The 24893-nt window shown below is 43.6% G+C and carries 23 protein-coding genes; 14 read left to right on the top strand and 9 right to left on the bottom strand.

Annotation, left to right across the window (positions count from 1 at the left end; genetic code table 11):
• Positions 1–13: 13 nt before the first annotated feature.
• From IRJ18_RS04335 to lon, 3 genes are all read right to left on the bottom strand, one after another.
• Entirely contained in the window at positions 14–961 is a 948-nt protein-coding gene (locus IRJ18_RS04335; protein WP_194104975.1) for a lipid A deacylase LpxR family protein, read from the bottom strand.
• A 72-nt stretch (positions 962–1033) separates the two neighbouring features.
• On the bottom strand, positions 1034–1564 hold the full coding sequence (locus IRJ18_RS04340; protein ID WP_194104976.1) for a hypothetical protein: 531 nt from the start codon (positions 1562–1564) through the stop codon (positions 1034–1036).
• 55 nt (positions 1565–1619) lie between these two features.
• On the bottom strand, positions 1620–4091 hold the full coding sequence (gene lon / locus IRJ18_RS04345) for an endopeptidase La (RefSeq protein ID WP_194104977.1): 2472 nt from the start codon (positions 4089–4091) through the stop codon (positions 1620–1622).
• A gap of 364 nt (positions 4092–4455) precedes the next feature.
• Between lon and IRJ18_RS04350 the strand changes: the two genes are divergently transcribed.
• The 3 genes from IRJ18_RS04350 to IRJ18_RS04360 all read left to right on the top strand — a co-directional run bounded on the left by IRJ18_RS04350 (position 4456) and on the right by IRJ18_RS04360 (position 8049).
• Positions 4456–5073 (top strand): tetratricopeptide repeat protein, encoded by a 618-nt coding sequence (locus tag IRJ18_RS04350; protein WP_194104978.1) that lies wholly within the window; start codon positions 4456–4458, stop codon positions 5071–5073.
• A gap of 88 nt (positions 5074–5161) precedes the next feature.
• Positions 5162–5746 carry a TMEM175 family protein gene (locus IRJ18_RS04355; RefSeq protein WP_194104979.1) on the top strand — a complete coding sequence of 195 codons (585 nt, stop codon included), beginning with the start codon at positions 5162–5164 and terminating at the stop codon, positions 5744–5746.
• 89 nt (positions 5747–5835) lie between these two features.
• Positions 5836–8049, top strand: a complete 2214-nt coding sequence (locus IRJ18_RS04360) for a gliding motility-associated C-terminal domain-containing protein (protein WP_194104980.1) — start codon at positions 5836–5838, stop codon at positions 8047–8049.
• Positions 8050–8082: 33 nt separating this feature from the next.
• On the opposite strand, the gene IRJ18_RS04365 is transcribed toward IRJ18_RS04360, so the two are convergent.
• Positions 8083–8850, bottom strand: coding sequence for a hypothetical protein (locus IRJ18_RS04365; protein ID WP_194104981.1), 768 nt, complete (start codon positions 8848–8850; stop codon positions 8083–8085).
• A 154-nt stretch (positions 8851–9004) separates the two neighbouring features.
• Positions 9005–10021 carry a DNA polymerase III subunit delta gene (gene holA / locus IRJ18_RS04370; protein WP_194104982.1) on the bottom strand — a complete coding sequence of 339 codons (1017 nt, stop codon included), beginning with the start codon at positions 10019–10021 and terminating at the stop codon, positions 9005–9007.
• A gap of 128 nt (positions 10022–10149) precedes the next feature.
• On the opposite strand from holA, the gene IRJ18_RS04375 reads away from it, so the two are divergent.
• Both IRJ18_RS04375 and IRJ18_RS04380 read left to right on the top strand, forming a co-directional pair.
• The gene (locus tag IRJ18_RS04375) at positions 10150–10608 is read left to right on the top strand and encodes a type I restriction enzyme HsdR N-terminal domain-containing protein (RefSeq protein WP_194104983.1); all 459 of its coding nucleotides are present in this window, start codon (positions 10150–10152) and stop codon (positions 10606–10608) included.
• A gap of 89 nt (positions 10609–10697) precedes the next feature.
• Positions 10698–11570 (top strand): GLPGLI family protein, encoded by an 873-nt coding sequence (locus IRJ18_RS04380; RefSeq protein ID WP_194104984.1) that lies wholly within the window; start codon positions 10698–10700, stop codon positions 11568–11570.
• A 178-nt stretch (positions 11571–11748) separates the two neighbouring features.
• Here the strand turns inward: IRJ18_RS04380 and IRJ18_RS04385 are convergent, their stop codons facing one another.
• From IRJ18_RS04385 to IRJ18_RS04395, 3 genes are all read right to left on the bottom strand, one after another.
• Complete coding sequence (locus IRJ18_RS04385) at positions 11749–12408, bottom strand: PH domain-containing protein (protein WP_194104985.1); 660 nt, start codon at positions 12406–12408, stop codon at positions 11749–11751.
• A gap of 38 nt (positions 12409–12446) precedes the next feature.
• Positions 12447–13565, bottom strand: a complete 1119-nt coding sequence (locus tag IRJ18_RS21195; RefSeq protein WP_194104986.1) for a tetratricopeptide repeat protein — start codon at positions 13563–13565, stop codon at positions 12447–12449.
• Between the two features lie 87 nt (positions 13566–13652).
• The gene (locus tag IRJ18_RS04395; RefSeq protein WP_194104987.1) at positions 13653–14633 is read right to left on the bottom strand and encodes a LuxE/PaaK family acyltransferase; all 981 of its coding nucleotides are present in this window, start codon (positions 14631–14633) and stop codon (positions 13653–13655) included.
• A 161-nt stretch (positions 14634–14794) separates the two neighbouring features.
• Between IRJ18_RS04395 and IRJ18_RS04400 the strand changes: the two genes are divergently transcribed.
• The 8 genes from IRJ18_RS04400 to IRJ18_RS04435 all read left to right on the top strand — a co-directional run bounded on the left by IRJ18_RS04400 (position 14795) and on the right by IRJ18_RS04435 (position 22028).
• Positions 14795–15466, top strand: coding sequence for a lipid-binding SYLF domain-containing protein (locus IRJ18_RS04400; protein ID WP_194104988.1), 672 nt, complete (start codon positions 14795–14797; stop codon positions 15464–15466).
• Between the two features lie 150 nt (positions 15467–15616).
• Entirely contained in the window at positions 15617–16081 is a 465-nt protein-coding gene (locus tag IRJ18_RS04405; RefSeq protein ID WP_194104989.1) for a DUF2147 domain-containing protein, read from the top strand.
• A gap of 374 nt (positions 16082–16455) precedes the next feature.
• Positions 16456–17115, top strand: coding sequence for a GNAT family N-acetyltransferase (locus IRJ18_RS04410; protein WP_194104990.1), 660 nt, complete (start codon positions 16456–16458; stop codon positions 17113–17115).
• A gap of 23 nt (positions 17116–17138) precedes the next feature.
• Positions 17139–18329, top strand: a complete 1191-nt coding sequence (gene argG / locus IRJ18_RS04415) for an argininosuccinate synthase (RefSeq protein ID WP_194104991.1) — start codon at positions 17139–17141, stop codon at positions 18327–18329.
• A gap of 4 nt (positions 18330–18333) precedes the next feature.
• A complete protein-coding gene (locus IRJ18_RS04420) occupies positions 18334–18693 on the top strand; it encodes a cupin domain-containing protein (protein WP_194104992.1) in 360 nt (119 codons plus the stop codon).
• Positions 18665–19699, top strand: a complete 1035-nt coding sequence (gene argC / locus IRJ18_RS04425; protein ID WP_194104993.1) for an N-acetyl-gamma-glutamyl-phosphate reductase — start codon at positions 18665–18667, stop codon at positions 19697–19699. The genes IRJ18_RS04420 and argC overlap by 29 nt, the downstream gene beginning before the upstream one ends.
• Before the next feature lie 119 nt (positions 19700–19818).
• Positions 19819–20949, top strand: coding sequence for an aspartate aminotransferase family protein (locus tag IRJ18_RS04430; protein WP_194104994.1), 1131 nt, complete (start codon positions 19819–19821; stop codon positions 20947–20949).
• 131 nt (positions 20950–21080) lie between these two features.
• Positions 21081–22028 (top strand): Rossmann-fold NAD(P)-binding domain-containing protein, encoded by a 948-nt coding sequence (locus IRJ18_RS04435; protein ID WP_194104995.1) that lies wholly within the window; start codon positions 21081–21083, stop codon positions 22026–22028.
• A 227-nt stretch (positions 22029–22255) separates the two neighbouring features.
• Here the strand turns inward: IRJ18_RS04435 and IRJ18_RS04440 are convergent, their stop codons facing one another.
• Positions 22256–23959 carry a chloride channel protein gene (locus IRJ18_RS04440; RefSeq protein WP_194104996.1) on the bottom strand — a complete coding sequence of 568 codons (1704 nt, stop codon included), beginning with the start codon at positions 23957–23959 and terminating at the stop codon, positions 22256–22258.
• A 187-nt stretch (positions 23960–24146) separates the two neighbouring features.
• Here IRJ18_RS04440 and IRJ18_RS04445 point away from each other — a divergent pair, with 187 nt between their 5' ends.
• Complete coding sequence (locus IRJ18_RS04445) at positions 24147–24839, top strand: Crp/Fnr family transcriptional regulator (protein ID WP_194104997.1); 693 nt, start codon at positions 24147–24149, stop codon at positions 24837–24839.
• The last annotated feature ends 54 nt before the right edge of the window (positions 24840–24893 follow it).

Raw genomic sequence — 24893 nt, forward strand, 5'->3', positions numbered from 1 at the left:
TACTTTTTTAATATTAAAACCTATACAATACCGTTACCGATCCCCATTGGTGCAATTGCACCATCTGCTTTACATCTTTACTGTGAAATATCACCGATACATCAAACACCCAATGGTTGGCGGTGTAAGCGCCCCCTATCTGGTTGCTGAATATGAATGGTTCACGGTCTAAAGTTACTTCCTGCGGGTTATTGTGCGCGTTGAACAAGCTGCCTTGTATGGTAGCATCGTACGCTACGTAGTTTAATGCTGGTTTGTAGTAGGCAAAAAATTCGTGCTGGTGCAATGCACTTTTACTGTCTATATTACTGGCGGTACTTTGGGTACTTACCGAATTGAATAATTGATTAAAATTTCCCGCTCTCAGCATTAAGCCCGCGCCTGCGCCCGTAAAGCCATTGCCCAGGTTGCCATAGCTGTTAAAAGTCAGGTCGATGCCATTGCCCCGCGTAAGCAGTTTATTGTATTCGGCCGATAGGTTAAGCTCGGCGCCATCATGTACCTGGTGCTCCCAGCCGGTTGGGGGGTAAAAACCAAACCATTTGTGGATGTCTTCCTGTATCTCTTTTCCACCTGCACCCGGGCCAACTACGCCAATTTGCGCGCCAAATTTCAAATTACTTTCGTTACTATATAAAAAATTTAAAGTTGAACCGATATACAGATAGCCTGCAAACGGACGGTCTAAATAATCAACCGATGGGATACTGCCGCTTTGAGGGTTAAATATCTTCTGACCAGCCTCAAAACCCAACACCTTATTTTTTAGTTTGGTACCACCTTCACTCACTTTTAAGGCATGGCGATAATAGATAAATATACCGTTGGTATAATACCTGTCCGATCCCTGGCCCAGGAACGAATCGTTATCGGCCTGGATGCCTACCTCGTTTTTGCGCGATTGAGCGAAGCCGGTACAGGTTAGAATTAAAACAACAGTAATCAGAAATAATTTTCTCATGCGGGGTATGAATTAGCAAAGATCAAAAATAGAAAAAGCCCCGGGAATGGAGCTTTAATCTATCAGTAAATTTTACCGGAAAGTATAACCCAACCCGGCGCCTATATAAGGAAATACATTATGCAGGTTTTCTGTATCGAAAATACCATCGAAGCTTATTTTATAATAGATACCCCTGCCCAAAGCCTGGTGACGGAAAGCCGCCGTTAAAGTGGCAACCGCGCCGTTAACTGTTTTCCCATCATCACCGAAGGGTACATCCGTCTTATCGTCTACTGAACCTGCTGTAATGCCCGCGCCAAGTTCGAAGAAGTTTTTAGTTTTCCCGAAAAGATAATTGACCTGTATCGGCAACAAAACAATCGAGCCAGGCCTATCATGGAAATATCCTATACCAATGCGCCCGCCCCAGCCATTACGTTTTTTGCTGAACCGGGTATCGTAATTTGCCGAAAATACTACGCCTGCGCCACCCGCTTCCAGAAAAACGGTTTGGGCACGCTGATGCAGTAAAGAATCGGGACTGGTTTGGCCAAATGATTTGCCGGAAAAAAGAATAAACAGCAGGCAAATGGCCGACAAAAGTGGACAATTTTTAATCATGATATCGGTTTTGATACCACGAAGATAATTGTTCACATGAAATAGAAATGAAAACTTAAGCTTCCACTTTGGCGTCTTCTTTCACTGTCAAATCCAACGGATCGGCAACCAATTCATCCAGCAGGGCCAGGTCAATTACCTCGCGCATTTCTTTTACATAGTGGAAAGTAAGGTCTTTGATATAATCTTCCTTAATATCCAAAATATCCTTCTCGTTAGATTTGCACAGGATGATCTCTTTGATATTAGCGCGTTTGGCGGCCAGTATCTTTTCTTTAATGCCACCAACCGGCAACACACGGCCACGCAGGGTAATTTCACCCGTCATAGCTAAATGCGGTTTCAGTTTGCGCTGGGTGAAGGCTGATGTAAGCGCGGTAAGCATAGTTACCCCGGCCGAAGGGCCATCCTTAGGCGTAGCGCCGGCAGGCACGTGGATATGCACATCCCACTGGTCGAAAAGGCGCGGGTCGATATTAAAATAACTGGCATGGGCGCGCAGGTAAGCCAGCGCAATGGTGGCCGATTCCTTCATCACATCACCAAGGTTACCCGTAAGGGTTAAACGCCCTTTACCCGGACTTAAACTCGATTCAATAAATAAAATATCGCCGCCTACCGATGTCCACGCCAGGCCTGTTACTACGCCGGCAACATCATTGCCCTCATATAGGTCTTTATCAAAAATAGGTGCGCCCAGTATTCGCTCTACATCTTTTTTATTCAGCAGCGGGTTGTATTCTTCTTTCATGGCAATGTTTTTTGCCACGCCGCGTATAACCGAACCTATTTGTTTATCCAAACTACGCACGCCCGATTCGCGGGTATAATCTTCTATCACCTTTTCAATCACATCGTTTTTCAATGTAACATCTTTGGTTTTAATGCCGTGGGCCTCGCGCTGTTTGGGTACTAAATGTTGTTTAGCTATCTCAATTTTTTCTTCAATAGTATACCCGTTCACTTCAATAATTTCCATACGGTCTATTAAAGCGGGTTGTATAGTGCTTAGCGAGTTTGCTGTAGCGATGAACATTACGTTGCTCAGGTCAAAGTCCATCTCTACGTAATGATCGTAAAAAGTGCTGTTCTGTTCAGGGTCAAGCACTTCTAACAGCGCCGATGACGGATCGCCGCGGAAATCGTTACCTACTTTATCAATCTCATCCAAAATAAACACCGGGTTAGCGGCGCCTGCTTTTTTTATCGATTGGATAATGCGGCCCGGCATAGCGCCAATATAAGTTTTGCGATGCCCGCGTATCTCGGCTTCGTCGCGGATACCGCCCAGCGCCATACGCACATATTTACGGTTTAACGCCTTGGCGATAGATTTACCCAGCGATGTTTTACCCACCCCCGGAGGGCCTACAAGGCACAGGATAGGGGCCTTCATGTTGTGCTTCAGTTTCAGCACGGCCAGGTATTCAATAATACGCTGTTTAACTTTGTCTAAACCGAAGTGGTCTTTATCCAGTATCTTTTGTGCCCGTTTCAGGTCGAAGTTATCTTTAGTAAACTCGTTCCAGGGCAAATCAAGCAATAGTTCAAGGTAGTTTATCTGTACCGAGTAATCGGCAGCCGCGGGGTTCATGCGGGCCAGTTTTTCCAGCTCCTTATCAAAATGGTCCTTTACCTCTTTGGCCCATTTCTTTTTTACGGCGCGCTCGCGCAGGTTTTCAATCTCCAGGTCGGGACTGTTACCGCCTAATTCTTCCTGTATGGTTTTTAGTTGCTGGTTCAGAAAATAATCGCGCTGTTGCTTATCCAGGTCGGTACGTACGCGGCTTTGTATCTGATTTTTCAGTTCCAGCATCTGTATCTCGGTGGTCAGGTGCTCTAAAACCATTTTGGCCCGCTCGCGCAGGTCGGCAGTTTCCAGCATCTTCTGCTTGGCCGACATCTCGGCATTCATGTTAGACGAGATGAAGTTGATCAAAAACGAAGTACTTTCAATATTACGTATGGCAATACCAGCTTCGCTTGGGATATTTGGCGATAACTGGATAATGCTCATCGCCATATCTTTTATGGAAGATACCAGCGCTTTAAACTCTTTGTTTTCAGTTGGTTTTATCTCCTTAAAAGGTTCGATAGTGGCTTTTATATAGGGCTCGCTTTGTACTTCTTCCTGTAATATGAAACGTTTTTTTCCCTGCAGTATCACGGTAGTGTTACCATCGGGCATTTTTAACATTTTTATGATGAGTGCGGTGGTGCCGATGCGGTTAAGCTGGTTAAAAACAGGGTCTTCAATATTCACATCCTGTTGGGCCACCACCCCAATCATGCGGTCTTTTTTATTTGCCTCACGTATCAGCCGGATAGATTTATCGCGTCCTACAGTAATGGGCATTACTACGCCCGGGAACAAAACGGTATTGCGTAATGGTAGTATCGGCAAAATAGAGGGCATCTCCTCGTTATTCATTTCTTCTTCGTCTTCCGACGACATGAGCGGAAAGAATTCAGAATCCTCGTTTATGATTGGTAAAGCAGATTTAAAGTCGAATGGATCAAAGCTCATTAAGTACCTCTTTGTTATAATAAAACGTCAAAATGTCAGCCTGTAATATAACAAACTGACTAAAAACACAGCCTGTGTAGTATGGCTGTATATATATGCGTATGTTTCAATCCTTATGCCAACTTATAATTTATACTTAATTTATTACGATAAAAAATGTAAACGGCTGACTGGTTGTTGCTTATAATAATTAAACTTGCCAATTAGATAAAATAGCGGTATAATGCGGACGTGTTAAAAAGTCATGGATGATTTTCCCCATATTGGTGAAAAAATATTTTCAATGAAAACAATATCGCCATATAATAAATTGACACAATATAAGTTATTGTTATAATATTTTGTTAGAACGAGTTATCAGTTAATGAGATTATCGGTCATACTTTCATATATTGTCCTTACAACGGCCAGTCCGGTACTGGCACAAAACGCATATGTCAATTTGGGCCGGCAGGCTTTAATGGACGGCGATTTTAAAACGGCTACAAAGCACCTGGAAAAAGCATGCGTGGTTGATTCCACCAACTCGAACGCTTTGTGGATGCTGGGCTATTCCTATTTCCATAACGAAAGCTATAAAAAAGCCATTGCTACCTATAGCAAAGTAATTAGCCTGAAACCAGCCGATTGCATGGCTTACTACTACCGGGCGCTTGCACAATGCCGCATGGCTAAGGATGCGCAAACCGGCAATGCCGATAAAGAAAAATGGCTGCTGGGATCGATAGTAGACTATACCAAGGCTATTGATATTGAAGCATCAGATAAAATATACCAGAACAGGGCTATAGCCTACCGCGAATACGGTGTTTTTAAATTGCAGAGCAACAAAGCCAACGACAGGAACCGCGGTATCAATTCATTAAAAGCATCAATTGCCGACCTGGAAAAAGTGTTAAATAATGATGCTTCACGTGCTGATATCCAATCCCTGCTGGATATTTCAAAAGAAAAACTGGCCGGCGCTTTAGGCCATCGCTAATTACCCTCTTTTTATTAAGCCTAATCGGAATCCTGTATGATGCGACCTTAACTTTTAGGTTTCAGCTTTTCCCCATATATTTAACGGTATGAAAAAAGACCGCCTGGAAGCCTTTAGCGATGGAGTGATAGCCATTATCATTACCATTATGGTACTTGAGCTTAAACTGCCACAGGGACACGATATTCATGCTTTGTTACCTTTACTGCCCGTGTTTCTGAGCTATGTGCTCAGTTTTATTTATATAGGCATTTACTGGAATAACCACCACCACATGATATATGCCGTTAACACCATTAACGGCAGGGTACTTTGGGCCAATCTTAATTTATTGTTTTGGCTGTCGCTGGTGCCCTTTGTTACCGGATGGATGGGCGAAAGCCATTTTAGCATGTGGCCTATTTTCGCTTACGGCTGTGTGCTGATCATGAACGCGATAGCTTACACCGTACTGGCCCGCCTGCTGGTAAAGCAGGCTGGCCACGATTCGTCGCTGGCATTGGCCATGGGTAAGGATTGGAAAGGTAAATTATCTATTGTTATTTATGCTACAGCTATCATCGTATCAGTATATTGCCCATGGATAAGTTTGGGCTTGTATTGGGTAGTGGCCGTTATATGGTTTATCCCCGACCCAAGGATAGAGAAAAAGGTGGCAGACAAAGCACATTAATTTCATGCATGAAATTTTGTAATGCGCTAACACCTACGCTGATAATTAATTACATTTGATATCACGAACATTAGTGTGGATTGATACCAATGTGTTTTAAACGATCTGTTATTTTTTTTGTATTACTATTGGTTGCCTGCTGTGCATTTGCGCAGTGCCCTGAAAATATTGGCTTTGAATTAGGGACGCTAAAAAACTGGGTATGTTATACAGGTATCATTCCCGACCAAACGGGCAGCACACCAATAGAATGGTCGGCGCCTGTTCCTCCCGTACCCGGAAGGCATCAAATTATTAAAAACTCTTCGCCTCAGATATTAGACCCATACGGAGGTTTCCCTATCAATGCACCCAATAGCAGCCAATATTCCGTCCAGTTAGGAAATGTAGATCATAGTTCAAGTCATGGCGATAAACAGGCATATGCCGAAAAAATGACCTATGATTTTAGGGTGCCCAGTGATGATTATACGCTGATATATTATTACGCGGTGGTATTTCAAAACCCACCGGATCACGATCAATATCAGCAGCCTCAATTTATTGCTAACGTGCATAACCTGGATAACCCGGGAGATGATGGTGGACAATGCGGGTCATTCTCATTTACAGCATCAGCGGGATTACAGGGTTTTAAAAACTCCACTACCGATAAAACAGTCTATTACAAGCCCTGGTCGCCTATTACCATTAAAATCTCCGGCAAAAAAAACAAGCGATTTCAATTAGAGTTTATCACGCGCGATTGCTCTAAAGGAGGCCATTTCGGGTATGCTTATATCGATTTTAACGAATCGAACTGCGAATCGCCTATTACAGGTAACCAATATTGCGCGGGGCAAAATACGGTTACCTTAACAGCGCCGGCAGGTTTTGAAACCTATACATGGACGGATGCATCCGGTGCCACTGTTAGCCAGACACCAACCTTAAAACTATCGCAGCCGCTGCCGCCCGACGGCACCCAGTATAATTTGCATATTATACCCTATACCGGTTTGGGTTGCGAAAATGCGTTTACTACTACTATACAAAAAAATAACGAAAGTTTTAATTTACAGGTGGTTCAAAACATGGCAGGTTGCAAAGCCGATGGAATAGACCTTACCCAGGCTTCGGTAACTGCAGGCAGTACACCGGGGATGAAGTACGAATACTACACCGATCCTGATGGGCAAAATTTTATTTCAGATCCTAAAAGGATTGTAGAAACCGGCGATTATTATATCCGTGGTACAAACACCTTTGGCTGTACCGATATTGCTAAAATACATTTAGACCTGTACGATGGGGCAACGGTAACAGTTACGCCACCGCAACCTGTTTGTGAGCCGGCCACAATAGATTTAACCAAGCTGGTAACTACCAATGAAGCTGGCGTTAGTTACAGTTATTACAGCGATGCTTTGTTGCAAAAACAACTAACCACCGCGCAGGCCGCGGCTATTAATAAAACCGGTACTTATTACGTTAAAGTGGTAGGTTTCAAGGTGCCTTGTGTTACTATCAAATCGGTCGATCTGGTAATTAGTAAGTTGCCGGTGCTTTCTAATACACCCATAGCCTATAAAAGTTGCCCCCCGCTTAATTTGAATAAAGCTATAGCTACCCTCGGCGATAATGGCAGTGTTACTTATAAATTTTATATGGATGCCGCAGGCACCGTTCCGGTAACCAACCCGGCTAATATTATAGTAAGCGGTAATTACTATTACAAGGCCATTAACGAATATGGCTGCGAAAGTATCAACAAACCGCTCATAAAAGCAACGGTTGTAGACCCACCTGTATTTACCGTTACCGACCCCGCTGCCGTAGTGTTCCCGCAAACTATTGATCTGACAGATACACACCCTACGCTTGCCGATGCGGCGTTTACTTATTGGAAAGATGCCGCTGCCACCAAGCCGCTGGATAATTACCAGGCTGTGGGCCAAAGCGGCACTTATTATATTAAAGCCATCAATTCAACGGGGTGTGTAGTAATTAATCCGGTACATGTGCTGATAAATGCTCCACCAGAGGCAAACCTGGTTGCAGCCAATACTTTCACGCCTAATGGCGATGGTGTGAACGACGAATTCCGGCCCACTACGGAAGGGGTGATCACCCTGAACTATATTAAGATATTTAACCGCTACGGTAAGGAGATATTTGAGACGAAACAGCTATACAACCGGTGGAACGGAACCATTGACGGTAAACCCGAACCTGCAGGGACATATTATTGGGTTTTCAGCGCTTATGATATCTATCGCAAAAAGGTAGTAACTAAATCGGGCAGTGTGACGATCATCAGGTAGATAATAGACCATAGCAGAAGTTACTTCCATGGACTATCTGCCATGGGCTATCGGCTTCCCAGCAAACTCGCTGTAACATCTTTTAATATAGGTCACTAATTCATAATCCGTCATTTTACGTAACTGCGCCATGCCGGGGCGATAACGGCTCATGAAACGTTGCAGCGAGTCGCCTTTTAGACCGGTGACTGCCTGTACCTTTTCCGTAGAGAAAATGCTCAACATATAATTCTCACTTTCCTGTTTAAGTAAGGTTTGTTGCAGTTTATTTGTCCGGTCTTTCTTTTTATTAAAAAAGCTAACCAGCTTCAATACATCAAGCCCAACTAATGACACGGTACTATTACGGGCGTTAATATAGTCGTAGGGGATATCTAAATAAGGGTTTATACGATTAACCGCATCGGTGACCTTGGGGGCTTTGTAGGCGTATACACTGGCAAAATCCTTCCGCATGCGTAATGATTCAGCTTTAAAGTCGCGATTGGCTTTAATCTTCACTTCTGCCAGGTTATAGGCTACAGGTTTAAGATAAATGATTATAGTGTCGCGGTTATTTATTTTAGCCGGTTTGAAAGCATAATAAGTGTAACCGGCACAACTGATGCGGACACTATCAGCCGTTTTAGCATTGATAGTGAAAATGCCGTAGGCATTGCTAAGCGTTGTTGTACCACCAGTAGCGATAGTAGCATGGGCAAGGGGCAGTCGGGTAACCTCACCCAACAATATACCTGTTAAGCGTTGCGCAAAAGCATTGCTGCTAAATAGTATAAAAGCAAATGCAACGGTCAGTTTCATAGTTATACTAAGATAACCCAAAACCGATTCCCGGAAAGAAATTTAACAATGATTAACGTTCGGATATGCAGATATGTAAATGTGCAGATAAAAGAATTAGCTAAATATCATTTACACATCTGCATACCTTCATATTGCACATCAAGCCACAGGCTCAATGCAGTATCCTGAACATCAGCTCCTTCATTAACTCGCCGTGGGGCGCGGTGGAATCTACCCCTTTGCTTTTCAGGTCATACTCGCGCAGGGCGCTGATGATATCCATAGTTTTGGCGTAGTTAAAGGTGCGCGCGGCTTGTTCGTAATCCTTAATAAAATAAGGGTTCACACCTAATTCGCGCGCGGCCTGCGATTTATCTTTTAAATAATGGTAGGTAAGCACCTTGGTGAAGTAGCTGCTCAGGTTACCCAGCACCAGCACTATAGGGTTCGATTTTGGGTTAGCCTCAAAATAGTTGATGATCTGGTTCACTTTAAAAGCATCGCGCCGGGCCAAAGCGGTTTGCAGTTCGAACACGTTGTACTCTTTACTGATGCCGATATTATCCTGGATACTTTTTAGGGTGATTTCTTCGCCTTTATTAATATTCAGCATCAGCTTATCCAGCTCATTAGCAATTTTAGATAAGTCGTTACCCAAATACTCAGCCAGCATAGCCGATGCTTGTCCGCTTAGTTTATATTGCTTTTCGGCTACGTAGCCTTCTATCCAGGCAGGTATCTTACTATCATATAAACTGGCCGATTCAAAAACCAGCCCGTTTTTTTCTATTGCTTTGTATGTTTTTTTACGCTTATCAAACTTGCCGTATTTGTAGCAAAAAACCAATATGGTGGTAGGCAGGGGATTCTCCAGGTAACTCAGTACCGGGTTGATAGACTTCTTGTCGTCATCCTCGCGACCCCATTTCATATCCTGTGCTTCTTTTACCAATACCACCTGGTAATCAGCCATCATAGGATAGCGTTTGGCGGCGTTCAGCACGGTCATAATATCGGCATCCTTACCGTAAAACACAGTTTGGTTGAACCCCTTTTCGGCTTCGGGCAGTAATTCGTGCTCAATATAATTGCTTACCTGGTCAATAAAATAAGGTTCGTCGCCATGTAGCAGGTACAAGGGCTTGTATTTGCGGCTTTTCAGGTCTTTTAAAATCTCGGGCGCGGTCATATATTCGGTGTGCAAATTACGAAAAAAATGGCCCCACCCAACCCTCCCCGGGAGGGAGGGCTTTAAAAAGTCCCCGCTCCCGGGGGAGATTTAGAAGGGGCTAGTTTATTTTATTTATTTTTACCGTCATGTCATTGCTGCAGCCGCTTAACTTACCACCATATCCCTTCAAAATTACCGAGCACGAGGGCCAATACAGCCTGTTCGACGAATTGCGCAAGCGCACTATTATTATTACACCTGAAGAATGGGTACGCCAGCATTTTGTACAATATCTTATCAGGCAAAAAAACTATCCTAAAACACTAATAGGTTTGGAAGGGGGCATGAAATTGCATGGCACAGCCCGCCGCACCGATATATTAGTGCGCAATAACCAGGGCCAAAAGGTGTTGCTTGTTGAATGTAAAGCGCCATCGGTTGCCATAACCCAGGGCGTGTTCGACCAGGTAGCACGTTATAATATGGTGCATAAAGTGCCTTTGCTGGCCGTAACCAATGGTTTGCAACATTATTATTGCCGCATAGATTTTGTGAATACCCGGTACGACTTTTTAGAAGAATTACCCGAGTATGCCACGGTATAATCATATCATCTGTAACATTTTCATAGAAATATTGATAGGGGAGTACGTTCTACGAAAAATTCGTAGTTTTGTTAAATAACCTATCAATTATGAAGAATTTATTAGCTATTATTATTACTGTGTGCTGTTTCCAAACCTTTGCACAAAAACCTGATGTTGCCCTAGGCAAGGCGGTTTATGATTTTACCCACGTGCGCGACACGCTTAAACGTAATTACCCGTACAAGGAAAGATTAACTTTATTAGTAGGCCGTAATGCAAGCGTTTATAAAAGCCTGGATAAGCAACTGGCGCAGGAACAAATGATTGCCGATGTGAAAAATCAGGTTAAAAATGCCAGTAACCCCAATGCGCTTAGCTTAACTTTAAAGGGAGCGCCGCCAACCCAAAACGAGGAATACTACCAATACATCAACGAAAAAAAGTTGTATACCGAAGAAAACCTGGTGAACTATTACCTGATTGAAGAACCGCTGCCCGAAATAAAATGGACTATACGGAAAGATACCTTAAGCTTTAGTGGTTTGCACTGCCAAATGGCTACCGCGCATTTTAAAGGCCGCGATTATACGGCCTGGTTTTGCCCGGATCTGCCTTTTCATTGTGGTCCGTGGAAATTGAACGGTTTGCCTGGTTTGATATTGGAAGCCAGCGACAGCAAAAAGGAAGTGGTATTTAAATTTAGCGGATTTGAAGATATAAGCGCCAGTAATATAACTATTGCGCCGCCTGCTGATGATATAAAAACCACTCCCACGGCTATGGAACGCCTGCGCGAAGCCAGAAAAGCTGACCCTGCTGGTTTTGCCAAAGCATCGCATGGATCGGGCCAGGCCAAACGCGGCAGCAACGGTTTGGATATGGTTGACCCAAGCAAGATAGCTTCCATAAACGTGAAAGGGTATGATGGGCCTTTAACCAAAGTGATAAATAACCCTATTGAGTTGCCGGAGAAGAAGTAGTGTTTACAGCCGAAAATTATGATTTACACGATTTTTAATTAAATAATTGATTGCCAAATGTTTAATTGAAAAACACCCCCGATTTTGTAAACCATGTAAACCATGATTTTGGGTTGGCGAGCCAGATCCTTTCAGGCGTTCCTAAAACAAAAAACCCGCACGTGGCGGGTTTTTTGTTTTAAAGGTCGCTTAATAATTCAAGCTTCTTCTGGTTGTATTCCTCTTGCGATATCAGCCCGTTATCAAACAGGGTACGCAGCTTCTTTAGCTTTTCGGTTAGGACATCCGGCTGTGCTTCAATGTGGGCCGGTGCTGATGGTGGCGTAACAATCGGTTCCTGCTCTTTCGGCGCTGCCGGTGTTACCGGTTGAAATGCGACGTTATGCGGGTGATCTATAGTTACCGAACCCGATTCGGCTCGTTTCTCTTCCAGTTCGCGCAGGCGGCGGGCTTCACGCTCGGCCTCTTTACGTTCCTGGGCATATTGATATAGCTTGCGCGCCTGTACTTTAGGCAGGTAATCAACGCCCATCTCAGCACCATTGGTAGTTTTGGCACTGAAGATAGCCCCGATAATTTCCTCTTTGGTGAAAACATCCACAATATCCTTCCAAACAAAATCCACAAACTTAATGGACAGGCCCAGATTGGCTGGGGTGAAGAACAGGATACGTTTATTGGTCAGCGCGATAGAATCGGGCAGGATATTTACCAGTGGTTTTTTCTGTGTTGCTATGTATAAAATTTCCTCGCCGGTGGTTAACAAGTCAACCAGGCGAGTATATACTTTCTCGACGGCCTTGGGGTCTTGCTCGTCTTTTAAAAATTTGTCTATCATATAATTGCTTTCTGATTTTAGGGCAAAAGTAATATTTTTTATAACAAAGATTTTGCCTCTGATTCGTAAAGTAAAGCCAATTCAGTTTGGTAAGGTTCTAAATCCACGTCTTTATCCAATTCCTTAGCTTTATTAAAGTTTAGTGTAGCCGCTTCTTTGTTTTGTGACTTTAGGTAATAAACACCTAAATGCTTGTACATATAAGCATTATTCGGGTCCAGTTCAATTCCTTTTTCAATTAGCGACCGACCAGTTTCCAAATCACCGTTTAATAATTTTAGAAAACCTAAATTACTATATGGGTGTGCAAAGTTAGGGTCAATACTTATGGCTTTTTCAAGCAATTTTTGTGCATCGGCAAAGTCCTCTTTCATGATATACTCGTACCCCAAATTATTTAATCCTACTAAATTATTTGCATCAATTGCTAATGCTTTCAGATAATTGTCGACCGCCTCTTCTGACCTTTTTGTTACAGATTGTATGTACCCATAATTTAAATAATCTATGATAGTGAATTCTGTAGTTTCTTTTAATCTAATTAAATATATTTCAGCTTCAGCATTATTTTTTAGCATTAATAACGATGAGATAAACGCTCTGATTACAGCTGTTTCGTATGGGACAACCTCCATTACTTTCAAAAAATTAATTTTTGCAGATTGAAAATCTTTGTTTGTAAAATCATTTGCGCCATTAATATATTCCCGATAAACACTCCTGGCTTTATAGGTAAATTGTAACTGCTTGCCATCGCTACAGTTTCCTGTAACCTTATTTACATATGGTCTTAAATTATTGCAAAAACTCATGAAGGAAGCAAGCATTAACGCGAAAAAATATAGTTTAATAGCTCCATGCAGATCGCTTGACATTACGATATAACCAAGTAGGCATGATAATAGAAATGAAAATAACGGCCCCGCGATAAGAATGATAATAAATTTCCTATAATCGCTTTCGATTTTACTGGACTGGCATTGTCCCCCTCTTAAAGGCAAGAAAGATGGCTTTATATAAAAGTGAAGTTTATTTATTCTAAATTTTATTTTGGTAGTTTTATTTCCATAAGAACCTATAAATACATCGATTCTATCAGGCCTTGTTAAAAATAAATAAGCTACAGCGTGTCCCAGTTCGTGAAAAGTTATTATCACGGGGTTAGTAATATAGAAAACTATTAATACTCCAATAATTATGGCTATCAACAAAACGGGATATTTATTAGTGCAAATTAAGAAATTTTACCCCACCAGCAAATTACACCCCCTGATATCCGAATGATCGAACCGGCCTAGTACCTCAAACGAACCATCGGCGGCTACGCGACCTAAATCCTGCGTGGCTATAAAACTACAGGAATTTATATTGGCCAAATCAATCACATTAATACCTCCCGTGCGGTTAACGCCGGTAATGCTAAGCGGATCGTTAGTATCCCGGGTAATAATGCGCATCCAGGGCGGGCATTCAAAAACACCATCGCCTTTGGAATAGGCTTGCGATAATAACTCCGTCATGCCGTATTCCGAATGGATTTTAGCTACGCCAAAACCCGCGCACAGGTCGCGGTGTAATTCCTCGCGTATCATTTCCTTACGGCGGCCTTTCATGCCGCCGGTTTCCATCACAATCAACTGGGGGAAGTTAATAGCATATTGTTCAATAAAATCAAGCAGGGCAAAAGTTACGCCTATCAGTAACGTGGGCTTTCCAATTTGCCGCTGGCGTATCAGTTGCTGATGAAGCTCGGTGTGATTGTACAAATAAAAGCCGCTATCGGGATTGTCCGATTGCGTGATCATATCCTGTGCCATATAGATCAGCGACGAACCCTCGCGTTCTAAATACGAGGGTAGGAGGGCCAGCACGCAATAATCAGAAATGTCTCCATAAAACAGTTGAAATGCCCGGCGAAAGCTTTCGCGGTACCAGGTAACATTAGTAACATAGTGGCTGCTGGTCACCATCCCTGTGGTGCCCGAACTGGTAAAAGTTACCTCAACTGGTTCGGTATTACTTAATACTTTGTGCGATTTAAAAAAGGGGATAGGCAGAAAAGGAATACTTTCGATGCTATCCACACTATCCACATCTACCCTCAACCCTTCAATAAACCGGCGGTATACCTCGCAATGCCGCGCCTGGTGGCGGAAGATTTGCAGGGCAGCCTCGGTAAAATGCTGTTCGGTACTGATAGAAAATACTTGTTGCGGGGTAAGCATAAGGCAAAGATAGTAAACCCCCAGCCACCTAAAGGGGGAACGTTAAAATTGCAAATCGGTGAAATCAACGTCTAATTGGTGAATCAGACACCACTTGGTGTAATCCTTTCAAAACTAATCAGTGCAATCAATGTTCTACTTTATACAATAAATCTCATGCCATGAAAACTATAAAAATTTTAATATTACCGATGTTACTTAGCTGCTTTTTAGTGTTAAGCTCGGCCACAGATGCAGGTAAGGAAACCGAACGGATCCAAAAATCGGCCGCTGTATTGCGCGATTTTGCAAAGATGAAGGAAAATATCCCAACCCAGTTGATACAACAGGCGCAGGGGATCATTGTTATTCCGCATATGATAAATGCCGGACTGGCCGTTGGCGCCAAGCGCGGCAAAGGCGTAGCCATTGTTAAACTGGCCGATGGCAAGTGGAGCAACCCGGTGTTTGTGACTTTTACCGGCGGCAGCCTGGGCTTGCAGATAGGTGTACAATCGGTAGACCTGGTGCTGGTATTTAAACATAAAGCTGTGCTAACTAAAATGGAGAACGGTGATTTTACCATAGGCGGCGATGTATCGGTAGCGGCCGGCCCGGTTGGGCGCAGCAGCACCGCCAGTACCGATTATAAACTGGAGGCCGAAGTATATTCTTATTCACGCAGCAAAGGCTTGTTTGCCGGGCTAAGTATTAACGGATCGAACATCTCGGTTGATAAAAGTGCCAATGCTAATTTCTACGGTTCGTCGGCTACATCGCATACCATATTTGCCGATGGTACCAGTAAATCGGCCGAAGTTGGTGAACTTAAAGCGTCGGTAGCAGCGCTGTAAAGCTATCTTAAATAAAAATGTCATTTCGAACGAGGTACGAGGAGAAATCTTATACGTGTCGCTTGTATAAGATTTCTCCCTACGGTCGAAATGACATTGTTTTGTTGTTATCATGGTATTTATAATATATTAGCGCACCATTAATTAAATATGCCCCGTAAGTTCTTCCCGCGAATATTATTTCTGCTTGCAATTATCACCATTGGTTTGGCGGCCAAGGCGCAATCGCTATCACCTACCGAGCAGATTTTGGGCAGGTGGATGGTTCAGGAAAAAAACCTGCTGGTTGAAGTATACAGAGATGGTAACGATTATAAAGCTAAAATCATTTGGTTTAAAACCGACGACCAAAGCAAACGCATGGACGAGTGGACAGACAAACACAACCCCGACCCTGCCCAGCGCGACCGGAAAATATTAGGTATGAACGTAGTGAAGGACCTGGAATACGATCCCAAAACACACTCGTGGGAACACGGCAAGGTTTACGATGCTAAAAATGGTAAATATTGGGATGCATCGGCCTACCTTACCAGGGATGGTTTGCTGAAGGTTACCGGCTACTGGCATTTCAAATTTATTGGCCGCACCATGACCTTCAAAAAAGTAAGCTGAGGGTGCTGTTAGTCAACAGATTGACATAATACCTGCGCCCTGTGTTTATTATCTTATTTTTTTCTTGCATAAGTTAAAATTAATGCGGTTTTTTGCACGAAATTCAAATAACACAAACACGTTATTAAAAATGAAGAAGCCAAGCACATTTAAGCCTGTACCTAAAGCAATTTATGCCTGGGTTGCTGCTGCTTTGGTTACTAATTTTTTTGAATTCCTTCCTTCCCGACGAAGGCCGTTTATCTCCCGGGTTTGAGAACTGCATCAGCAGCCTGATCAAACATTAAAGGTTTGTTAAACCTTTTCCCACAAAAACCATTCAATTAATAGGGGCCGTAAGGTCAGATAATTTAACGGTAGTTTCTATTTCACTAATGACAATACAAGATTTTGATATAAAGGTAGCCTCGGCACAAGATGTTGATTACGCCGCACAGATATGCGACGAAATGGCCGAATCGGCAAAAGCACGGGGTACCGGGATTGCGCAACGCTCGCCCGAATATGTGGCTAACAAAATGCTGGAAGGGAAGGCTGTTATAGCCCTGCATAAAAACGGTACCTGGGCCGGCTTTTGCTATATTGAAACCTGGAGCCACGGCGATTTTGTGGCCAATTCAGGCTTAATTGTAAACCCCGAATTCAGGAAAGTAGGCTTAGCCAAAGCCATCAAGCAAAAGATATTCGAACTATCACGTAAAAAATACCCTGATGCCAAAATCTTCGGTTTAACTACCGGTTTGGCTGTAATGAAAATAAATTCAGAGTTAGGCTACGAACCTGTTACCTACAGCGAACTTACCCAGGATGAAGCCTTTTGGCAAGGTTGCAAAAGCTGCGTTAACTATGATATCCTTACTGCCAAGGGGCGCAAGAACTGCATGTGTACCGCTATGCTTTTCGACCCGGCTGAGAAAGCAAAGGAACAAGAGAATAAAATGAAGCAAATTACGCACAAGGCCACCTTGTTGGAGCGTATAGAGAATGCTTTGAAAAGGTCAACTAAATTGATTGTTGCTCATAACCGTTTTTAATATCCTTATATCTATCAATACAAATGAAAAAAAAGAAAGTAGTATTAGCCTATAGTGGCGGATTAGATACCTCGTTTTGCTGTATTTATTTAACCCGCGATTTGGGTATGGAAGTACATTCGGTAATTGTAAATACCGGTGGTTTTAGCGATGAGGAATTAAAAAAGGTGGAACAACGCGCTTACGAAATGGGCGTAACCAGTCACCACGTGGTTGATGAGACCGAAAACTTTTACAACACTTGCGTGCGTTTCCTTATTTATGGTAATGTCCTCAAAAATAATACCTATCCGCTTTCGGTAAGTGCCGAGCGTGTTAGCCAGGCTACCGCTATTGCCAACTACGCTAAAGAGATTGGTGCCGAAGCCGTTGCCCACGGAAGCACCGGCGCCGGTAACGACCAGGTTAGGTTTGATATGATCTTCAACATCCTGGTGCCCGAGGTTAAAATAATTACCCCTATACGAGATTTGAAACTAAGCCGCGAAGAAGAAATTGAATACTTGAAAAAGCACGGGGTTGAAATGAACTTCGAAAAAGCTAAATACTCTATCAATAAAGGCATTTGGGGTACATCAGTTGGCGGTAAGGAAACCCTGACATCAAACTTAGGTTTACCTGAGGATGCCTGGCCTACGCCAATGACCGAAACCGGCAGCCGCGATATTGAACTTACCTTTGAAAAAGGTGAATTGGTAGCTATTGATGGTACGAAGTACGATCATCCTACTAAAGCTATACAAGCCTTGCAAGCTATTGCTCAGCCTTATGGCATAGGCCGGGACATCCACGTAGGCGATACCATCATTGGCATTAAAGGCCGTGTGGGTTTTGAAGCTGCCGCACCAATGGTAATTATCAAAGCGCATCATACTTTAGAGAAGCATGTGTTAACCAAATGGCAGTTAAGCTGGAAAGATCAATTGGCATCTTTCTACGGCAACTGGCTGCACGAAGGTCAATTCCACGACCCGATTATGCGCAATATAGAAGCGTTCCTTACTGATACCCAGGATAAAGTGAGCGGCAAAGTGTTTGTGCAATTGAACCCCTACAGGTTCCAGGTGGTGGGCATTGAATCAGACCATGATTTGATGAGCAACAAATTTGGCAGCTACGGCGAAATGAACAATGCCTGGAGCGGCGAAGATGTAAAAGGCTTCTCAAAAATATTTGGTAACCAGGTAATGATCTACCATAAAGTAAATAGTTAAAACCATGGCTGCACCGGTATATTCAAAAGATGATTGCATACAACATTACGAATGGGGCAATGGCTGCCATGGCTGGACGTTTGTGGATACCGATGAACTGTCTGTTAAGCAGGAGCTAATGCCACCCAGCGCGTCGGAAGAATTGCATTACCACGCTAAGGCTACGCAGTTTTTCTTTATACTGAAAGGCAGTGCCATTTTTTATATAGACGGCCAGATTAAAATATTAACCGAACATCAGGGTATCGAAATTCAACCGGGTCAACAGCATCGTATCAGCAATCACAGCGAAGCCGACCTTGAATTTATGTTATACTCGCATCCATCAACCAAGCATGACAGGATCAACATCGAACAAAATTAAGGCAGGCATTATTGGCGGGGCTGGTTACACCGGCGGTGAAATGCTGCGGATATTGGTGAACCACCCTAATGTGGATATTACTTTTGTAAACAGCAGCAGCAATGCTGGTAATTACATTTACGATGTACATACCGACCTGCTTGGTGATACCGACCTGAAATTCACCGGCGAACTATCAACCGATATTGATGTGTTGTTTTTATGCGTTGGTCACGGCGATGCGAAGAAATTCCTGGAGGCCAATGCTATCCCAGACACGGTAAAAATTATCGACCTGAGCCAGGATTTCAGGTTGAAATCTAAAGCCCAAAGCCTAAAGTCTGAAGCCACCGCGACTTTCGATTTAGGGCTTTCGACTAAAAACTTCACCTACGGTTTGCCGGAATTAAACCGGGATGCTATTAAATCGGCACAGAACATAGCTAACCCAGGCTGTTTTGCCACATGTTTGGAATTAGGCTTATTGCCTTTGGCCAGCCAGCAACTGCTAAACAGCGAAGTACATATTACGGCTACCACAGGTTCAACAGGTGCTGGGCAAAAAGCTACAGCCACCACCCATTTTACCTGGAGGAATGATAACCTATCGGTTTATAAGGTGTTCGATCACCAGCATTTGAACGAGATAGGCGAATCGCTTAGCCAGCTTCAACCTAACCCTGCACCTATCAACTTTGTTCCGTACCGCGGTGATTATACCCGAGGCATCATTGCCTCGATATACACAGAAAGCGAGCTGACGGAGCAGGAGGCGCTGCAGCTTTACCAGGACTATTATGCAGGGCACCCGTTCACACATGTCACCAACCGTGATATTGATTTGAAACAGGTAGTAAATACCAATAAATGCTTTATCCAGGTGAAAAAGCACGGTAATAAAATATTTATTGTAAGCATAATAGATAACCTGCTGAAAGGCGCATCGGGCCAGGCGGTGCAGAACATGAATTTGATGTTTGGCTTTGAGGAAACAGCCGGCCTTAAACTAAAAGCTAACGCATTTTAACACCCAGCACGTCATTGCGAGGAGCGATAGCGACGTGGCAATCCCAAGCAGGCAGAGCCGCTCTGCTTATCGGGGATCGCCACACTTCGTTCGCGATGACGGGTTAATTGAAATAAAAAATGAAATTATTCGACGTATATCCTATAAACAATATAAATATCACCAAAGGCGTAGGCAGCCTGGTTTTTGATGATAAAGGGCAGGAATATCTTGACCTGTACGGTGGCCATGCCGTTATTTCCATCGGTCACACTAACCCGCACTATGTAAAACGGTTGGAAGACCAGTTGCACCAGATAGGTTTTTACTCAAACTCTATTGAGATACCCTTGCAAAAGCAATTGGCTGAAAAATTGGGCCAGGTAAGCGGTAAGCAAGATTATCAATTGTTCCTGGTAAACTCTGGTGCCGAGGCGAACGAGAACGCGCTGAAGCTGGCATCGTTTTACAACGGCAAAAAAAAAATTATAGCCTTTAAAGGCGCTTTCCATGGGCGTACATCATTGGCAGTTGCGGCTACCGATAACCCTAAAATTGTAGCGCCGGTTAATGAAACCGATAATGTGACATTTTTGCCCTGGGCGGATGAAGCTGCTTTAGAACAGGCTTTTAAAGATCACGCGAACGAAATATCATCGGTTATAATCGAAGGCATACAGGGGGTAGGCGGCATACAGGTAGCGCCGGTGAGCTTCCTTCAAAAGATCAGAACGCTTTGCGACGCGCACAACGCTGTATTTATTGCCGATTCGGTGCAGTGCGGTTACGGCCGTACAGGCAAATTCTACTCGCACGATTTTGCCGGTATCGATGCCGATATTTATAGCATGGCTAAAGGTATGGGCAATGGTTTCCCTATCGGGGCCATCAGTATATCGCCGAAGATCCAACCGGCTTATGGTATGTTAGGTACAACCTTTGGCGGCAACCATTTGGCTTGCGCCGCGGCATTAGCTGTGTTGGAGGTAATGGATCGGGATAACCTGATGCAAAACGTTGCCGAAGTTGGTGCATACCTGATTGATGAACTGAAAAAGTTTAAGCAGGTGAAAGAAGTACGCGGACGCGGCCTGATGATCGGTATCGATTTGCCGGCTGAGCTATCGGACGTGAAAAAGAACCTGTTGTTCAAGCACCATATATTTACCGGCGAGGCTAAGCCAAACGTTATCCGTTTGCTGCCAGCGCTAAATTTAACCAAAGCACATGCTGATCGTTTCCTTGAAGCGTTTAGCAAAGAAGTAAATTAAAGGCAATAATAAACGTGTCATTTCGACCAACGGGAGAAATCTTCTACGTGCGATTGGTAGGGTTTAGAAGATTTCTCCTCGTACCTCGTTCGAAATGACATAGTTTATTAATATCACAATAAAGGGCTCATATGAAACTATTTTCTTCTGTTAACGATGTTACCGACATCAACGCACTGGCTGTTGAAGCTTTAAAACTAAAAGCTGATCCATATGCTTTTCAGCATCTGGGTAAAAACAAAACTTTGGTATTGGTTTTCCTTAATCCAAGTTTGCGTACCCGTTTAAGTACTCAAAAAGCTGCCATGAATTTAGGTATGGATGTGATGGTGTTGAACATCGACAAAGAAGGCTGGGCGTTAGAGCTGCGCGATAACGTAGTGATGAACGGTACCACGGTCGAACATATCCGCGAAGCGGCAGGCGTAATGGGGCAATATGCCGATATTATAGGTCTGCGTTCGTTTCCCGGCTTGAAAGACCGCGACGAAGATTATAGCGAAATGGTATTTAACAAGTTTGTGCAGTTTTGCGGGAAACCCGTGGTTAGTCTTGAATCGGCTACTCGCCACCCGCTGCAAAGCCTGGCAGATCTGGTAACTATTACCGAACTAAAAACCCGCCCGCGCCCTAAAGTGGTGTTAACCTGGGCGCCGCATGTCAAGGCCTTGCCCCAAGCTGTACCAAATTCCTTTGCCGAATGGATGTGCAAAGCCGATGTTGATTTTACCATTGCGCACCCCAAAGGTTACGAACTTTCAGGAGAATTTACACAGGGAGCCACCATTACCCATAACCAGCAGGCAGCCTTGGCCGATGCGGATTTTGTATATGTAAAGAACTGGTCGGCATACGAACCTTATGGACAAATGCCTGCTGTTACTGAAAACTGGTTACTAACTAACGACAGCTTGAAAAATACCAACAATGCTAAAGTAATGCACTGCTTGCCTGTGCGCCGTAACCTGGAATTAAGTGACGAGATATTGGACGGGCCACACTCGGTAGTAGTACACGAAGCGGGCAACCGCGTTTGGGCTGCGCAGGCCGTGTTGAAACAGATGCTGGAGAGTTTATAAGAAATAAATACTACTGCCAGTTCAAGCGTCTACGCTTGAACTATAAAAAATGTAAGCGTCCACGCTTACATTTTTTGTTTTCGGGAGCGAGGAAGCTCCTATAAGTATTTCAGTCAAGCATTATGTTTATGAAGAGCCTCTTCGTTATGCCGAACTTGTTGCGGTGTCCCATAATGCAAACTGGAAATGCAAATGAGACCCGAAACCAGTCCGGCGTAACGTTGTATTTACTTATCTGACTTATTTAATAGCTGCTTACTCAATATCATCATTTTAAGCCGGCGGCGTTTTAACGATAGGTTGGTATAAGCATATTCGTTTTCTTCTGTCAGGGTTTTATAGCTTTTCAGGATGTCTTTATAGGTTAACGTACCGGTTAGTTGCCGGGTTTTAGCATCCACAACCTGCAATATTTCCGAATCGGTTTTGGCCATTAGCTCAACAGCTTTACGTAGGGTATCGGTGGTTTTTACCTGGTGCTTTAAGTTAGTGCCGCCCAAAATAGCATTGGTTTCCATTACTTCGGCTACTTTTATTTTTTGTAATGGGTCTGCCTCGTAAGTATCGGGCGTATAAACCCCGCGACGGGCAATTTTTTCTGTCATAATGGTATTTTCCATCAGGAAGAAAGAAACCAGGTATGATCCTGTACAAGCGCCCAGCAGCGGCAATAAAGCATGCGATTGCATAGTAGCTTCCAGGGCGAAGGTAATGCTTGTCAGATAAGCCCGTGACGCACCGGCAAACATAGCCGACATACCTATTAGTGCCGACATAGGAATACTTAACCCGCAATCAGGGAAGAAACCTAATATAACAGTACCAATAACCGCCCCGGATGCCCCGCCGATAGTAAGCAATGGCGCCAGTGTACCGCCCGATGTGCCGCTGCCCAGAGCTATAGCCCACGATAGGAATTTAAAAAAGCATAAGGTAAGTATCAGCGTAAGCGGCCATTTGCCTGAAAGTACGCCGGTAATATTATCATAGCCTACCCCCAGCGTATGTGGCGCAAAGTACCCGATAATCCCTACCGCTAAACCGCCTATTGCCGGCCACCACATCCAATGGATAGGCAGGTGTTCAAACATATCTTCTATCCAGTACACTATTTTAGTTAATCCCATGGCTAAAAAGCCGGTAACAATGCCAATACAGCTATAAATAGCCAGCGCCTGGTTGGATGGTATAGCTACATTGGGCATCGGGAACACGGCACCGGTATCGAACAATAAATGGTGTCCCGCAGCGCCTGTAATACAGGCCAGCGCTACAGGAAGTATAGACCAGGGTGAAAACTCGAACAACAGCAGTTCTATCGCTAAAAATACCGCGGCTATGGGCGTGCCAAATATAGCCGACATACCTGCAGTTGCTCCCGCAGCCAGTATTACCTTACGCTCGTTCGCGGTAATTTTAAATAGTTGCCCAATGGTCGACCCTAACGCGCCACCGGTGGCTATAATAGGTCCCTCAGCGCCAAACGGGCCGCCGGTACCAATTGCAATAGCCGATGATATGGGTTTAAGAAAAGTAATAGCAGGTTTGATGGTGCTTTTATTAGTGAGTATCTGCTCCATAGCCTCGGGAATGCCATGGCCACGGATGGCTTTAGAACCATACAAGGCCATTAACCCCACCAGCACACCGCCAATTGCCGGAATAATGATAACCCAATACCCCAAATGGTTATTTGCCGGGCTGTGAAATGCCAGATTAAAGCTACCGAAAAAAGAAATATTGGTAACCAGGTTTATTAAACTGACAAGCACTTTAGCAATGAAACTAATAGCAATAGCAACAGCTACAGATATTATGGACACGCGCAATAATCTTTTGCGTTGTATATAGCGGCGGTCGGAGTCATCGGGCATTTGAGAAGCTAATATTGGAGAAACAGGTATGGTGTTCTGGGGTTTTGATGTTTTCATTAAAAATGTGGATGGATAATGTCGCAAATTTATAAAAATTATCTAAAAACATGATATAAATCATATTTTTATAGTTTTTATAATGTATTTTATTAAATAAACATGATTAATATAATATAAAGAAAATCGCCAATTATTAATAATTAATTTTGGATGCGAATATTTATATTGCAATTTACACCCCTATATGGATATCAAAACGCAGGGATGCGATCTGCAAAGTTGTTTTTTGTGCCGCCTTTGTTTAAAAGACTGGTTACCGGCTATTGCTGCTAATAAAACCACCATTAAAGTGAAGCGGGGTCAGCAGTTATTTAAAGAAGGTGATGCGGCCACAGGCATATACTTTGTAAACTCGGGCATAGTAAAAGTACATAAACGCTGGGATGCAGATAAAGAATTGATCATCCGCTTTGCCAAGCAAGGCGGTATGCTGGGTATTATGAGTTTAGGCGAAAACCTGACCTACCCGGTAAGCGCCACTGTGCTGGAAAGCGGCGCAGTGTGTTTTATTAGCCTGGAGTTTTTTGAATCGACACTAAAGGTTAACAGCGACATTACCTACCAGTTACTGCTGTTTTTTGCTGCCGAATTGCGCGAATCGGAAAAAAGGATGCGCAACCTGGCCCATATGCCGGTGAAGGGCCGTATAGCCCAGGCGCTTATCAATCTGCAAAAGCAATTTGGCCTAAACCAGGATGGATATATTGAAATTGACCTGACCCGCCAGGACCTGGCATCGTTTGCGGGGGCTACCTACGAAACGGTTTTCCGTATGCTGAATGAGATGGTAAAAGATGGGTTACTGAGCACTAACGGAAAGTATATTAAAATTGTTAATACAGCGGGCGTAATGGCTTTGGTAGAAGAGCAGGAATAAATATAATCGCCGTCATATTTTCTCAATTTATAAAAACTTACTTTGCAGAGTTTT

This window comes from Mucilaginibacter boryungensis, from assembly GCF_015221995.1.
Lineage (GTDB): Bacteria > Bacteroidota > Bacteroidia > Sphingobacteriales > Sphingobacteriaceae > Mucilaginibacter > Mucilaginibacter boryungensis.

Coding starts and splice junctions, on each gene's coding strand:
- lon (WP_194104977.1), bottom strand. CDS start 4,091: ATGAGCTTTGATCCATTCGACTTTAAATCTGCTTTACCAATCATAAAC.
- IRJ18_RS04335 (WP_194104975.1), bottom strand. CDS start 961: ATGAGAAAATTATTTCTGATTACTGTTGTTTTAATTCTAACCTGTACC.
- IRJ18_RS04350 (WP_194104978.1), top strand. CDS start 4,456: ATGAGATTATCGGTCATACTTTCATATATTGTCCTTACAACGGCCAGT.
- IRJ18_RS04380 (WP_194104984.1), top strand. CDS start 10,698: ATGAAGAATTTATTAGCTATTATTATTACTGTGTGCTGTTTCCAAACC.
- IRJ18_RS04430 (WP_194104994.1), top strand. CDS start 19,819: ATGAAATTATTCGACGTATATCCTATAAACAATATAAATATCACCAAA.
- IRJ18_RS04445 (WP_194104997.1), top strand. CDS start 24,147: ATGGATATCAAAACGCAGGGATGCGATCTGCAAAGTTGTTTTTTGTGC.
- IRJ18_RS04405 (WP_194104989.1), top strand. CDS start 15,617: ATGCCCCGTAAGTTCTTCCCGCGAATATTATTTCTGCTTGCAATTATC.
- IRJ18_RS04375 (WP_194104983.1), top strand. CDS start 10,150: ATGTCATTGCTGCAGCCGCTTAACTTACCACCATATCCCTTCAAAATT.
- IRJ18_RS04395 (WP_194104987.1), bottom strand. CDS start 14,633: ATGCTTACCCCGCAACAAGTATTTTCTATCAGTACCGAACAGCATTTT.
- IRJ18_RS04435 (WP_194104995.1), top strand. CDS start 21,081: ATGAAACTATTTTCTTCTGTTAACGATGTTACCGACATCAACGCACTG.
- IRJ18_RS04355 (WP_194104979.1), top strand. CDS start 5,162: ATGAAAAAAGACCGCCTGGAAGCCTTTAGCGATGGAGTGATAGCCATT.
- argG (WP_194104991.1), top strand. CDS start 17,139: ATGAAAAAAAAGAAAGTAGTATTAGCCTATAGTGGCGGATTAGATACC.
- IRJ18_RS04400 (WP_194104988.1), top strand. CDS start 14,795: ATGAAAACTATAAAAATTTTAATATTACCGATGTTACTTAGCTGCTTT.
- IRJ18_RS04340 (WP_194104976.1), bottom strand. CDS start 1,564: ATGATTAAAAATTGTCCACTTTTGTCGGCCATTTGCCTGCTGTTTATT.
- IRJ18_RS04360 (WP_194104980.1), top strand. CDS start 5,836: ATGTGTTTTAAACGATCTGTTATTTTTTTTGTATTACTATTGGTTGCC.
- IRJ18_RS04410 (WP_194104990.1), top strand. CDS start 16,456: ATGACAATACAAGATTTTGATATAAAGGTAGCCTCGGCACAAGATGTT.
- IRJ18_RS04365 (WP_194104981.1), bottom strand. CDS start 8,850: ATGAAACTGACCGTTGCATTTGCTTTTATACTATTTAGCAGCAATGCT.
- IRJ18_RS04385 (WP_194104985.1), bottom strand. CDS start 12,408: ATGATAGACAAATTTTTAAAAGACGAGCAAGACCCCAAGGCCGTCGAG.
- IRJ18_RS04420 (WP_194104992.1), top strand. CDS start 18,334: ATGGCTGCACCGGTATATTCAAAAGATGATTGCATACAACATTACGAA.
- holA (WP_194104982.1), bottom strand. CDS start 10,021: ATGACCGCGCCCGAGATTTTAAAAGACCTGAAAAGCCGCAAATACAAG.
- IRJ18_RS04440 (WP_194104996.1), bottom strand. CDS start 23,959: ATGAAAACATCAAAACCCCAGAACACCATACCTGTTTCTCCAATATTA.
- argC (WP_194104993.1), top strand. CDS start 18,665: ATGACAGGATCAACATCGAACAAAATTAAGGCAGGCATTATTGGCGGG.